Origin of the sequence: Streptomyces noursei (assembly GCF_016917755.1) — a bacterium.
In the GTDB taxonomy this organism is placed as follows: Bacteria; Actinomycetota; Actinomycetes; order Streptomycetales; family Streptomycetaceae; genus Streptomyces; species Streptomyces yunnanensis.
Window position 1 is genome coordinate 3739977 of sequence record NZ_CP070326.1, and the last position, 11788, is coordinate 3751764.

The following is an 11788-nucleotide window of genomic DNA, read 5'->3' on the forward strand; positions in this document are numbered from 1 at the left end:
AAAACTAGCCCTACCGTCCTTGGCATGGGGAAACGAACGAGGACGCGCGCCGCAGGCGACCAGAAGCAGCAGACCGCCGAGACCGAGTGGACCGAGGCGGATCTCGCCCTTCTTGAGGAGCTGAAGAAGGCTGAAGCCCAGCTACCGGACGATGCCCCGCGGGTCCTGCTGTCCGTGCGGCTGTCCGTTCTTACCGACGACACGACGTCGCCGGTGCGTCAGGAACTCGATCTGCGCATGCTCGCCCGCGAGCGCGGGTGGCGCGTGGTCGGCATCGCCAGCGATCTGAACGTCTCGGCCACCAAGGTCCCGCCGTGGAAGCGCAAGCAGCTCGGAGACTGGCTCAACAATCGGGCGCCGGAATTCGATGTGCTCCTCTTCTGGAAGCTCGACCGTTTCGTCCGGCGACTCTCGGACCTCAGCACCATGATCGATTGGAGCCTGAAGTATGGGAAGAACCTGGTCTCCAAGCACGACTCCATCGACCTGACCACCACGGCCGGGAAGATCATGGTCACGATCATCGGCGGCATCGCCGAGATCGAGGCCGCCAACACCAGCACCCGGGTGGCCAGCCTCTGGGACTACACCAAGACACAGAGCGAGTGGCTGGTGGGCAGGCCCGCGTACGGCTATGTCACGGACGTGGACGAGAACGACAAGGTCGTCCTCCGTATAGATAAGGACGCCCACCGCGCGTTGCACTGGTGTCGCAAGGCAGCGATGAGGGCGAAGGGTGCCTCTGCCGGGCGCATGGTCAGGGTTCTTGTTCGCGCCGGGCTGTGTGACCCGAGCCTGACCCCTACTACTCTGCTCCGCCGACTGAGGAACCCCGCGCTCATGGGCTACCGGGTCGAGGTGGACAAGGACGGCGGCAAACGTCGGTCGAAGCTGGTCATGGGCAAGGACGGCAAGCCGATCAGGGTTGCAGAGGGCGTCTTCACGGAGGAGGAGTTCTACAGCCTCCAAGCCGTCCTGGACGGGAACGGAAAGGACCAGCCCAAGCGCCAGCCAGGGGGAGCCACCAAGTTCCGCGGCGTCAAGATCTGCGACGACTGCGAGACCAACATGACCGTGCAGGCCACGAACAACAAGTACGGGAGGTACGAGTACCTCCGCTGCCAGAAGTGCAAGAGCGGTGGACTCGGTGCACCCAACCCCGACGACATCGACAACAAGCTGGTGGAAGACGTGCTGCGCGTCCTCGGGGATTTCCCGGTGATGACCCGCGAGTACGCCAAGGGGGCGGAGGCCCGCAAGGAGGTGAAGCGGCTAGAGGAGTCCATCTCCTACTACATGAAGGAGCTGGAGCCCGGAGGCCGCTACAGGAAGACGCGGTTCACCCGTGAGCAGGCCGAGAAGACGCTCGACAGGATGATGGCTGACCTTGAGGCGATCGATCCCGAGACGACGCAGGACCGCTGGGTCGCCGTGCACAACGGGAAGACGTTCCGCGAGCGCTGGCAGGAAGGCGGCATGGAAGCCATGGAAGCCGATCTTCTCCGCGTCGGCGTGAAGTGCCGGATCAAGCGAACCAAGGTGAAGGGCGTCCGCGCCCCCCACATCCACATGAAGCTGTTGGTCCCGAAGGATGTGCGCGAGCGCCTGGTCCTCAAAGAGGACGACTTCGCGGAAGCGTTCTAGGGACTGTCCGGCGCCCTCTTCCGGCAACGGACCGTAACCCCGTGGCGGGGTTCCCCTGCGGTTCGGGAAGTGGAGGACGGTGCATGACCACCATCGACGTTGGTCGGCAGACAGCACACGGACCGTCCTAGGTAGCCCCGTGGTGGCAATGTGACTGCATGGATTCGATCATGCAGGCGGCTTTACACGCCGCGAGTGGGGTGGTCGGGGCGACGGTAGCGGAGCCCTTGGTGGTGGGAAGCAGTCCGCGGAGCATGGTGATGCGCTGTTCGCTGGACGGTGGGGCCGGCAGCGTGATCGTCAAGGTGTTCAGCGACCAGCCGGAGGGGCGGCGATCCTTCACCTCAGAGGCGGTCGGGCTCTCGCTGGGGCTGGCCGGGCCGGCGCTGCTCGGGGTGGACGCCGCGGCGTCGGTGGTGGTGATGGAGGACATCGGCCCCGCTTTGTCGTTGGCCGATGTGCTGGTCGGTGCGGATGCATCGGCCGCAGTGCGGGGGCTGCGGGACTGGGCACGGGAGCTTGGGCTGCTAGCCGCTGCGCCGACGGAGCGGCGGGAGGAGTTCGGCAGGCTGTGGAAGCAGTACGACAAGGGCATGGTGTCGTGGGGGGACGAGCCATGGATCGAGCGGAACGGCCAGGAACTCATGGCCGCGTTGGAGGCAGGTGGCATCGTGGCTCCGGCCGGCCTGGCGGCGGAACTCCAACAGATCGCAACGGCAGGGGAACGCGAATACCTGGGGTTCACACCGGGTGATCCCTGCCCCTACAACGCGCTGTTCGCTCCCGGCGGCGTGCGCCTGATCGACTTCGAGATGTCTGGGTACCTGCCGGTCTTCCTTACGGCCGCGTACTGCCGGAGCCCGTTTCCCAGCTGCTGGTGCGTGTACCGGATGCCCGAGCAGGTGGCGGCGGAGGCCGAGCGCACGTTCCGGGCCGAAGTAGTCCGGGCCTACCCGGAACTGGCCGAGGACGCGGTATGGGAGGCGGGTATGCGGTGGGCCACCGCGGTGTGGACGGTGGACGCCACAGCGTACTGGCTGCGCCAAGTAGCAGCCGAGGATGGTCCGTTGCAGCCCCAGCGATCCACGGGCCCTACGCGTCGGCAGGTGTTGAGGTATCGGTGGGAGCGGGCAGAAGAGATCCTGGTGAACGGGGACTTTCCAGCCGTGCGGGAGGTGGTGGGGGTGCTGCTGCGTGAGGTAGGCGAAAAGTGGGAGATACCGCTGTTGCCGGTGTACCCGGCGTTCACGCTGCGCCGCGATAGTCGAACAGGCCCCTCGCAGGCATAGCCGGCGGCCAAGAAGGCTGGTCGACATCAACGGCCAGCCGGCGGAGACGGCTACGTACTCCGGACCTGGGACTCCACCACGGCCTAGGTGTCACTACATGAACCACCTCGAAGGATCGAACGGTTCCTCCGTGCCATCGTCATCCACGATCACGATCTCGCTTTCGATCGTGCATCTCGCTCCGGCGTCCGCAGGGCGAGGCAGAGACGAGGAGCGTGGAGAAGTGGCCTCAAGCCCGGGTAGAGCGGCTATCGGCTCCACTCCCCCTCCTCTCTTCTCGCCTCAGCGAAGAGCTGACGGGTCTGGGCGAGGTCTTCCGCGATGCCAGCGGCGATGAGGGCAGCGCCCGGGGCGTGGCCAGAGCCGACATAGCGCCAGTGCGTCTCAGTGACCGTGCTGGGGACGTCAGCCAGGTCGGGCACGACAGTGTTGCGTTGATGCTGAGCGCGTTCGGCGCGCAGGGCTGCATACGTGGTGGAGTAGACGCGGGATTTGGTGAGGATGTGGCCCCGGTAGCCGAGGGTGTGTGACCAGGCCCGCAGTCTGAGCGGGTCCAGTTCCGAGAGGCCGCCGAGCCGCCAGCACGTTCGGATGAGGGTTCGGACGTGAGCTGACAGTCGGCCCGTGGCGATGTCGTCGGGGCTGGTGATCGGGCGGTCGAGGCCGATGGCTGTCTCGGCGGCCCCCTTGGTGACGTACTTAGCGACGTAGGCGGCTATGGCGTCGTCGGCCAGGCCCTCGTTTCCGCCGAAGGCGCGGAGCGGCCGGGCATCCAGCTCCGAGCCCCAGCGCAGTCCGTGTTCTCCCAGCCCCCAGGCGTACGGGGTATGCAGGTGGACCGCTGCTGCGGCGGTTCGCACAGCGGCGCTCAGGTCTTCAGCCGACACCCACACAGGAGGCGGATCACTGGGACCGGTCGCGCCGTCCAGGCGCACGACCGCATGAACATGGACAGCGGCGCGCTTTTGGTACTCGGCGACCTTGGCGTAGGAGATGCGGACCGAGCGACGTAGGCCGGTGCGGGTGCGGCCGGTGCGAGCGGCGAGGTGGTTGTAGAGGTTGTCCGTGAACGCCTTCCACAGCCGGCCGGCATGGGCGTGCCAGAGGATGTGGGCCGGGTAGTCGTAGCAGTCGGGACACAGGGGTTGTCCGCCGAGCGGATCCGAAGCGTCGTGGGTGGCCGGGCATCCACGGGACCGACCGTGTTCGCAGTGGCCGGCACTGCGGCGGGGGCGACACCGCTCGTTGTCTGCTGTGGCACGGTGCACGGCCCCGAATGAAGGGGCCGTGAGGGTGACGAAGAGCCGGGGGTGTTCGCGTACGTCGGTCGGGACGTTCTTGCCGCCGAGGAGTCCGGCGCGGACGAGGTGGAAGGTGTCGCCAGCGTGGAGGCGGGAGCAGGGGGCGCAGACGGTTGCGCGGCGGTTGCGGCAGCGGACGAGCAGCCGCTCGCCAGGCTCGTTGCGTGTGTCGTAGTGGTGCAGGATCTCGCCGGTCGCGCCGTCGCGGGTGGTGGTGGAGCCCTTGAGGTGGATCGGGTGGGCGCAACCGCCGGTGGCGGTGACCTGGGCGAGCCAGCGGGGGAACTGCGGATCCTGGGCGAGCAGGATGGTCTCGCGGTCGATTTCGGAGAGCTGACGCAGGCGCGCCGCGCGGTCGAGTGCGGCGCGCCGGTCAGCCGGGGTGTGGGCGGTGATGGTGGGGACCTCCCGGGGTGGGCCGCCGAAGCGGCACGGATGGTTGGGGTTGGGTGGGATGGGTCCACGGCGATCACTCCTTGTGTCCGGTGGGGTGGGTGGTTAGCGGATGGTTCCGGTGCCCCGGCAGCAGCGGCAGCGCCGCCGGTGGCCGGTGGGGGTTTTGCGGTAGCGCTGCCCCTTGCAAACGGGGCAGCGGACACGGTGCATGGACATTGGGTGGTGTCTTTCTGGTGGTCAGGTGTGGGTGGCGATGGAGATGACCCAGTGCACGAGGCCGTCCGCGGCGAAGAGGAGAGGCGTCTGCCCGACGTACATGCCGAACAGGCCGATCAACCCCGCCTCCCACCACTTCACGTCCCGGGAGCGGACGAGGAGGACGGTGATGGTTCCGAAGACCAGGGCCAGCAACACGGCAGACTGTTCGCTCACAGGAGCGTTCCTCCTCCGGGGGCGCCCGCCAGGAACTTCGGGCGGGGGGTCATCCGGGCGTGCTCGGCGGCCGCCGCTCGTGCTTCGGCCGGTGTGGTCAGGTGGGATCGGCCGCGCATCCAGCCGCCGGTATCGCCGGTGGTGACGGCGACTCCTTGTTCGGTTTCGCCGATGGACTGCGCGACGACCACGGCGTCCTTGTTGAGGTCGCCGAGTGTCATCTCGGCGGTGCCGGGGTCGTTGACCCGGTGGCAGATCCGGCCGCTGAGCTGAGCCCGCAGCGCGGTGACCCCGGGGCCGAGGTCCGAGCCGACACGTTGGCCGGCGACGACCAGGTGGAGGCCGAGGGCCGCGCCGAGTTGGGCTACGCGCAGAAGGTAGGTGGTGCACTCTTCCGCTTCGGCGCGCTGTTCCTTGCTGCCGTTGGTCAGGTACAGCTCGGCCAGCTCATCGACGATCACGACGACCGGGACCGGCCGCGCTTGCTCGGGTAGCTCCCAGATCGAACGGGCCCCCGCGAAACGGCACTTGGCCATGCGGTCCTGCATTTCGGTGACCAGCCGCGCCAGCACGGCGACCGCCTCACTGCGGCAGGTGGCCAGAGCCGAGAGCCGCATTTCCAGCAGACCCAGCTCCATGCCGCCCTTGCAGTCGATCCCGACCACGGCGACCGGTTGCGGAGCAAGCTCGGTAACCAGCCGCGCCAGCAGCGTGGACTTCCCCGATTGCGTCGCACCGACGATCAGCCAGTGAGGCACCCGCCGGAAGTCCATCACCCAGGAACGGCCCGACTCCAGCGCACCGACGATCGCTGACAGCAGTTCCCCAGCCCCCGGCGCGGGGCGGGCGGTGTTCTCCAATGGGTCCCTGGCTGTTGCGGTGATCAGTACGACGCCGCGTTCGGGGGAGACGACGCGTACGGAGTGGACGCGCCAGGCGTGGGCGAAGGCGTCGGACGAGGCGAGGAAGGGTGCCGGCGTCTGCCCCGGGTGCAGCCGGACCTGCACCTCCAGTCCGTACGGTGTGGCGCGGGGGAAGGAGATGCGCGGGGTGCGGGTGCGCAGTGGTTCGCCTTTGACTTCCAGGTCGCCCAGGACGCGCCGGTTGGGTTTGTGGGAGACGGTCAGGCCATTGAGGTAGGCGACCCGGCGCCAGGTGAACGCCACGCGCAGCGCGGTGAGCGGGTAGCCGACGAGGTACCAGTGCCATTCCGGCCGCCGCCGTTGCAGCTCGTTGCGGAAGACCAGGGCCCAGATCACCAGCGCGAGCACGCAGGTGAATAGGAGCATTCCCATCAGGCACCGCCGCCCTTGCCGGCAGCACCGGCAGACGTAGTAGACGGGGCGGGCGCGGGGGTGATGGCGGCGGCGCGGAAGCTGATGCCGTGTCGGTCTCCCATGGCCCACGCGAAGGCTTCCATGCCGGTCACGCGCACTTCGGTGCCTTCCGCAATGCCCTTGGGTTCGCCGGGAACCGCGATCTCGATCACCGAGACCCGGCGCCCCTGTTGACGCACCGTCACGCCGACGGTGTAGATGGTGTTGCCGTCCCGGTCCTTCTTGACCTGCTTGGTTTCGAAGTCCGCGATCTTCGGTTCAGGGGCGACCGCGCAGCGCAGTACGCCGAGCCGAGAGGTGTCCACAGGAATGGACTGCATGAGTGGTGGCCTCCTTGGCCATGCCGAGACGAGACGTCATGTGACGTCACTCGTGCTTACGAGTTGCCATCCACTATGCATGCCTTGACCCGCCCAGGCAAGAACTTATGCTTACGAGTGACGTCAGATAACGTCATGCCAGCCGACAACAGGTGATGAGGAGACCCCGACATGGGAGAGATCCAGCGCCCCGGAGCGCTCTACCAGCAGGTCGCCGCCGAGATCCGAAGCGGCATCACCGCGGGTGAGTACAAGCCGGGAGCCCTACTCCCCTCCGAGTCCCAGCTCATCGAGCGATACGGCGTCAGCCGCCCGACCGTGCGCAAGGCCATCGACGCGCTTCGCACCGAAGGGCTCATCGAGGTGATCCACGGCAAGGGGAGCTACGTGCGCGCGGTGCCCGCCCCGGCGGTCAGCATCGAACGGACCATCACCCGCAGCGGCGAGACCTTCCGCACCGGCCACCACGACTGGCAGCAGATCGAGGCCCCTACCATCCACCGGACGACGGCCACAGCGACCACGGGCCCGCTGCTCGGACTCGCCGAAGGGGACGCCCTCTTTGCTGTCGATCGCCTGCTGTCCGACGCGCACACCGACACCCGCGCCCTGCACCGTGTGCTCATCCCGTTCGCCACCGCCGACCAGGCCGAGGAGCTTGCCGAAGCCCCGGACGCGGAACCCGAGCAGATCTACGCCCTTCTCACCGCGGCCGGGCACGAGCTCACATGGGACGAGATCGTGAGCGCCCGTATGCCGTTGCCCGACGAGCGCGACGCGCTTCGGGTCCCCGACGTGACCCCGATCCTGCTCGCCTCACGTCTGACCCGCGGTACCGACCGGCGCCCCTTGCTCCTCGAAGAGCTGCGCACCGGCGCCGACCGTGCCCAACTCGCCTACCACATCGCTGCCGACAGCCCCCGCACTCTCCACGCCGTCTAAAGCCTGCCGTCCGGCGACTGTCGAAACCTGGCTTCACTTACTCAAGGGCGCGCCCCTGGCGCGCCGGGCGGTCCGGCCGCCCCGCCGGGCTGCGGCCTGGCGGCCGGTCCCGGCGGACGCCCACCACCCGCACCACCGCAGCCCGCCCGAGCACCCGCCAGCGGACAACCGCCGTACGGGGCCGGGGCGTTGTGGCTGGGGCCGCCGGCCGTGGAGACTTTAGGCAGCCACCACGGGGCGAGCCTCTAAGAACAGGGGGCCGATCGGGCCATTGCGGGCAGGCAAGGAGCCAGCCCGATCGCGGCCAGCGTAAGGCCCCCTGTTCTCTCGCCCCGTGGCAGCTCCCGCCCAAAGTCTCCACGACCGCCGGCGCTTCACAGCGCGCCACCCAGGCACCGCGCCTCCCACACCGGCCCCCACCCCGCCTTGCATCACTAGGCAGCCGCCACACGCGCCAACTTGGCCACCTCCCGCGCGGTCGCGGGCGACAACTCCAGCCTCACCACACCGGAACCGTCAGCGGCCGAGACCGCCCGGAGCTTCGCCGCCGCCACATCCACACCAGCCTCCGCAAGCGCGTCGCCCAGCTCTGCCGCCGCCCGTGTCGCGTCACGCCAGCCGGTCAGGTAGTCCACACCACGTACCCACAGCAGCGCGTCAGGGTCCAGGCCATCCGCATCAAAGCCATCTCCCCCGATATCGCACATATCGTCACGTCCCTTTCCCGGCCCAGTGGCTGAGCAGCACATTCGCCGAGCCCGCCGTATGAACCCACGACGACGGCCCCGGTACCATCGGCACCGGGGTTCGCCAGCGTGGGCCCCAGCCGGACCACCCCCGCCCGGCCAGGTAGAGGGGTGGTCCGGTATGACGTCTTCAGTTGTCATGCGCGGAGTGGACGCCAGCCTCAGAAGGGCCGGCACGTTCCCGTCAGCGTCTCGCTGCCGATCTCAGCCGCAGCACCGTCCGATACAAGGTGTTGGGCTTGATCCCGAACTTCTCCGCGATCTCGTGATGCATCAAGCCGTCAGAGCGCAGCCGTTCGTACTCCGTCGCCGCCCTGCGCGATGCCGAGTTCGCTCCTCGGAGCGGAACCTGATGACGCCGCAGCAGGTCGTAGAGTGCCCACGTCGAGATCTCGAACCGGTCCAGCAGCCGCTTCACGGCCAGGCCCTCGTTGTACAGCGCGATGATCTCCGCCGCCCGCTTCTGGTGCTTGTGCTCGTCAGCAGTCATCAACGAGGCCCTTCCGCGAGGGAAGCCCGAAAGAACGTGGTGACCGTGCCCCGGAATTCGGTGTGTCCCGTACGCTTCGCGTGCCGCAGACACCAGACGTCCGGCCCGTCAGCCGTGACCGCAGCACCGGACGTCTGACCGCAGGACATGCACTGGTGCTTGTAGATCGACCCGCTGTCCGAGGTGCCCACGTCCAGGTCCCAGTCCGCGATCCGCCACACAGAGACGGCGTCCATCACCGCAACCTCCGTCCATCACGGCACACGGCCAGCTCTTCGCCTGCGTCGAAGCGGAGCGATGGCCCGTCCTTGAAGGTCATCACGACCAGAGGGCGCCCCGACGAACGAACGCCAGACCGGACACCCTTAACCTCTCGCCACCGGCCGCCGACACACACCACGTCGCCACCGCGCACCTTCAACACCGACAACCGCGCCATCACGCATCACCTCCGCCGGGGACCGCGATAACGGCCCACACTGCCTTCCCGATCCCGCCGTCCCGCACTTCCGTCCCCCAGCAGGCAGCCAGCGCGGCGACGATCGTCAGCCCCCGCCCGCCGTAGGCATCAGGGGTACGCGGCTGCGGCCAGTTGTCGGCAGCGTCGTGCACCTCGATACGGATGCCTTGTGGCTCCCGGGAATACCGCGTTTCGATCTCCCGGCCGCGGGAGACCTGAGCGTGGCGTACGGCGTTGGTCAGCAGCTCGGACAGCACCAGCAGGGCATCGTCGGCCACCATGGCCAGGCCCCAACGGTCAAGTACATTGCGCAGCTCGGCACGTGCCAGTGCGACGCAGCACGGATGCCGAACCCAGCGGCTCACCACTGGCCGGCCCCCGGCCCCGGCTGTGCCTTTTCGGGCGACTGTCGCCCTACGATTCACCGTCGCTCACCGCCTTCCAGACGCCTACGGGACGTCGAACGGTGAGAAGGTAGGCCCTCAAACACGAGCGGACCCGGAAGAAAATTCCGGGTCCGTCAGATTTGTTGCCGGGGTCGCGCTACTCGATCGCCCCGAGGGCAACGGCGAGTTGCTGCGCGTCCCGGCGCCGCGTGCGCTTGTGCAGCCGTCGCGCCAGGTCCCGCGCGAACTCGTGCGCCCTCATCTGCTCCGGCGCGGTCGTGTAGGCCCGCTTCAGATTGTCCACCGCGTCATCGGTCTGGCCCACTTCGCCGTAGGCCCGAGCTACATCCAGTCGTAGCCGGGCCCTTCGCTCCTTGGGAAGCCCCACCGCCCGCACCGTGGGTGCTATGTCGACAGCCCGTTGGTAGTTCTCGAACTCAAGGGCAGTCGCAAGTCGATGGATACCCACGTTGGCCGGACCGAAGGCGGTCCACATTTCGTTGCCGTCGGCGCCCAGACGCTTGGCCGCTTCGTCCGCCTTGCCGATCATGTACTTGGTCAGCTCACGATTCCTCATCCGAGCGGCAGCAATAGAGCCGTTGAGGAACAACGTGCCGTACAGGGAGAGCGCCACCGGGGAGGACAGCCACCAGCCGCGTTCCAGGTCATCGGCACTGTCCAGAGTGCTCTTCACCGCTTCCGCCGCCAGATTGGCCCCGAGCTGCACATGGGCGATCCCCCGCCTCAAAGACAGGATGGCGGCGGTGTCACCCGACTCCAGTGCCGCGATCTCACCTTGGTCTGCGGCCGTCCACGCCAGGTTGGTCTCGCCTAGCTTCCTCAGCAGCGCCGCCGCCACGTGGCACGCCAGCGCGAACAGTCGCTGTGCCTCACGGCGCTCATCTCCCGACGGCCCCTCGTTCATCGCAGACCGCGCGTCAGCCAGCAAGCGGGGGAGCCGGTCCGCCAGAGCGGCGAACTCACCAGCCTGGTACAGCTCCCAGGCGGTGCCTACCTCCATCTCCAGGAGTTCCAGCCTCAGCGGCTCCCGCCCGGCGATCAAGGAACCGGCCAACCGCCGGGACTGCATGAGCGCGGCCCGGATGGCGGGCACGCTAGCCGCGAACCCTTCGCTGTCCTCCAGCAGCACCGGCGTTCCTTGCAGGTCCTCAAGGTGGACCCGCAGCGCGTCAGCCAGGTCCGCCAGCATCTTGACGTTGTTAACAGGAATCCGACCGGACTCGACTCGGTACACCCAGTCCTCGGACCGCCCCAGCAGCTCACCGAGTTGCCGCTGCTGCATACCCCGGCGCTTCCGGTAGAACTTCACACGCTTGCCGAACTCAAGATGATCAGTCATGCCACGCATGGCCGCGCTCCCCTCGCTCTGCCCCACCGAGTGTCACACGACGTGCACAACGAATGACAGGGGCCGAGGCGTCTCACGCCCGCCAGGCGACGGCCGCTAGGGTCGGCGCCATGGCCGAGAACGAGCACGAACGGCGCATGGCGACTCCTCGGATGGCAGCGGGCGCGCTGTTCTTCGACGACCAGGGCCAGGTCCTGTTGGTCAAACCGTCCTACAAGCCGAAGTGGGAGATCCCAGGCGGTTACATCGAACGTGGGGAATCGCCTCTGGCTGCATGTCGGCGAGAGGTCGAGGAAGAGCTAGGGATCACTCCCACCATCGGGGCATTGCTGGTCATCGACTGGGCCCCGAGCGAGGCAGAGGGTGACAAGGTCCTCTACGTGTTCGACGGTGGGCAACTGCACCCGAACGAGCTGGCCGGAATCAAGCTCGCGCCTGACGAGCTACTGGCCGCGGAGTTCCGTCCAGCAGACGACCTTGACGAGCTACTCATTCCCCGGCTTGCGCGCCGCGTAAAGGCAGCGATCACGGCCCGGGCCGAGGCGCGCCCCACGTACTTGGAACACGGTCAGTCGCCGACGCGATAGCGAGGCCCCGTCGCTGGCGAACCCCCGCCATCGCTCCCCAGGAGCCCGTAGGACGAGCCGAGGCCCCTCAGACCCACTCCACCTCGGAG

General features: G+C 67.8%; 13 protein-coding genes and 1 pseudogene. 5 read left to right on the forward strand and 9 right to left on the reverse strand.

The annotated features are described in order from the left end of the window. The first annotated feature begins 24 nt into the window (after positions 1-24). The 3 genes and pseudogenes from JNO44_RS16550 (at position 25) to JNO44_RS16555 (ending at position 2933) form a co-directional block, all read left to right on the forward strand. Positions 25-1644: a recombinase family protein gene (locus JNO44_RS16550; RefSeq protein WP_205364944.1), complete on the forward strand. Its 1620-nt coding sequence runs from the start codon at positions 25-27 to the stop codon at positions 1642-1644. 3 nt (positions 1645-1647) lie between these two features. Beyond that, positions 1648-1762, forward strand: a pseudogene (locus JNO44_RS43485) (transposase); the annotation flags it as partial. Between the two features lie 136 nt (positions 1763-1898). Beyond that, positions 1899-2933: a hypothetical protein gene (locus tag JNO44_RS16555; RefSeq protein WP_240167562.1), complete on the forward strand. Its 1035-nt coding sequence runs from the start codon at positions 1899-1901 to the stop codon at positions 2931-2933. A 248-nt stretch (positions 2934-3181) separates the two neighbouring features. Here JNO44_RS16555 and JNO44_RS16560 read toward each other — a convergent pair whose 3' ends face one another. The 4 genes from JNO44_RS16560 to JNO44_RS16575 all read right to left on the reverse strand — a co-directional run bounded on the left by JNO44_RS16560 (position 3182) and on the right by JNO44_RS16575 (position 6719). Further along, a complete protein-coding gene (locus tag JNO44_RS16560; protein ID WP_338058613.1) occupies positions 3182-4690 on the reverse strand; it encodes a replication initiator in 1509 nt (502 codons plus the stop codon). Positions 4691-4867: 177 nt separating this feature from the next. Beyond that, positions 4868-5062 carry a hypothetical protein gene (locus tag JNO44_RS16565; protein ID WP_073442233.1) on the reverse strand — a complete coding sequence of 65 codons (195 nt, stop codon included), beginning with the start codon at positions 5060-5062 and terminating at the stop codon, positions 4868-4870. Further along, positions 5059-6357: an FtsK/SpoIIIE domain-containing protein gene (locus JNO44_RS16570; RefSeq protein ID WP_420882651.1), complete on the reverse strand. Its 1299-nt coding sequence runs from the start codon at positions 6355-6357 to the stop codon at positions 5059-5061. The genes JNO44_RS16565 and JNO44_RS16570 overlap by 4 nt, the downstream gene beginning before the upstream one ends. Further along, complete coding sequence (locus JNO44_RS16575) at positions 6357-6719, reverse strand: SCO3933 family regulatory protein (RefSeq protein WP_205364946.1); 363 nt, start codon at positions 6717-6719, stop codon at positions 6357-6359. Before JNO44_RS16575 ends, JNO44_RS16570 begins: the two co-directional genes overlap by 1 nt. 171 nt (positions 6720-6890) lie before the next feature. On the opposite strand from JNO44_RS16575, the gene JNO44_RS16580 reads away from it, so the two are divergent. Beyond that, complete coding sequence (locus JNO44_RS16580) at positions 6891-7661, forward strand: GntR family transcriptional regulator (protein WP_205364948.1); 771 nt, start codon at positions 6891-6893, stop codon at positions 7659-7661. A 434-nt stretch (positions 7662-8095) separates the two neighbouring features. Here JNO44_RS16580 and JNO44_RS16585 read toward each other — a convergent pair whose 3' ends face one another. From JNO44_RS16585 to JNO44_RS16600, 5 genes are all read right to left on the reverse strand, one after another. Continuing rightward, positions 8096-8368 carry a hypothetical protein gene (locus JNO44_RS16585; RefSeq protein WP_205364950.1) on the reverse strand — a complete coding sequence of 91 codons (273 nt, stop codon included), beginning with the start codon at positions 8366-8368 and terminating at the stop codon, positions 8096-8098. 223 nt (positions 8369-8591) lie between these two features. Beyond that, the gene (locus tag JNO44_RS16590; RefSeq protein ID WP_205364952.1) at positions 8592-8897 is read right to left on the reverse strand and encodes a hypothetical protein; all 306 of its coding nucleotides are present in this window, start codon (positions 8895-8897) and stop codon (positions 8592-8594) included. Continuing rightward, positions 8897-9133, reverse strand: coding sequence for a DUF7848 domain-containing protein (locus JNO44_RS45470; protein ID WP_478219198.1), 237 nt, complete (start codon positions 9131-9133; stop codon positions 8897-8899). The genes JNO44_RS16590 and JNO44_RS45470 overlap by 1 nt, the downstream gene beginning before the upstream one ends. A gap of 202 nt (positions 9134-9335) precedes the next feature. After that, the gene (locus JNO44_RS16595) at positions 9336-9782 is read right to left on the reverse strand and encodes an ATP-binding protein (RefSeq protein WP_338058569.1); all 447 of its coding nucleotides are present in this window, start codon (positions 9780-9782) and stop codon (positions 9336-9338) included. A gap of 118 nt (positions 9783-9900) precedes the next feature. Continuing rightward, entirely contained in the window at positions 9901-11112 is a 1212-nt protein-coding gene (locus JNO44_RS16600) for a helix-turn-helix domain-containing protein (RefSeq protein WP_240167564.1), read from the reverse strand. Positions 11113-11222: 110 nt separating this feature from the next. On the opposite strand from JNO44_RS16600, the gene JNO44_RS16605 reads away from it, so the two are divergent. After that, positions 11223-11699, forward strand: coding sequence for an NUDIX domain-containing protein (locus JNO44_RS16605; RefSeq protein WP_205364955.1), 477 nt, complete (start codon positions 11223-11225; stop codon positions 11697-11699). The last annotated feature ends 89 nt before the right edge of the window (positions 11700-11788 follow it).

Coding starts and splice junctions, on each gene's coding strand:
- JNO44_RS16585 (WP_205364950.1), bottom strand. CDS start 8,368: ATGTGCGATATCGGGGGAGATGGCTTTGATGCGGATGGCCTGGACCCT.
- JNO44_RS16600 (WP_240167564.1), bottom strand. CDS start 11,112: ATGCGTGGCATGACTGATCATCTTGAGTTCGGCAAGCGTGTGAAGTTC.
- JNO44_RS16575 (WP_205364946.1), bottom strand. CDS start 6,719: ATGCAGTCCATTCCTGTGGACACCTCTCGGCTCGGCGTACTGCGCTGC.
- JNO44_RS16590 (WP_205364952.1), bottom strand. CDS start 8,897: ATGACTGCTGACGAGCACAAGCACCAGAAGCGGGCGGCGGAGATCATC.
- JNO44_RS45470 (WP_478219198.1), bottom strand. CDS start 9,133: ATGGACGCCGTCTCTGTGTGGCGGATCGCGGACTGGGACCTGGACGTG.
- JNO44_RS16550 (WP_205364944.1), top strand. CDS start 25: ATGGGGAAACGAACGAGGACGCGCGCCGCAGGCGACCAGAAGCAGCAG.
- JNO44_RS16605 (WP_205364955.1), top strand. CDS start 11,223: ATGGCCGAGAACGAGCACGAACGGCGCATGGCGACTCCTCGGATGGCA.
- JNO44_RS16570 (WP_420882651.1), bottom strand. CDS start 6,357: ATGGGAATGCTCCTATTCACCTGCGTGCTCGCGCTGGTGATCTGGGCC.
- JNO44_RS16555 (WP_240167562.1), top strand. CDS start 1,899: ATGGTGATGCGCTGTTCGCTGGACGGTGGGGCCGGCAGCGTGATCGTC.
- JNO44_RS16580 (WP_205364948.1), top strand. CDS start 6,891: ATGGGAGAGATCCAGCGCCCCGGAGCGCTCTACCAGCAGGTCGCCGCC.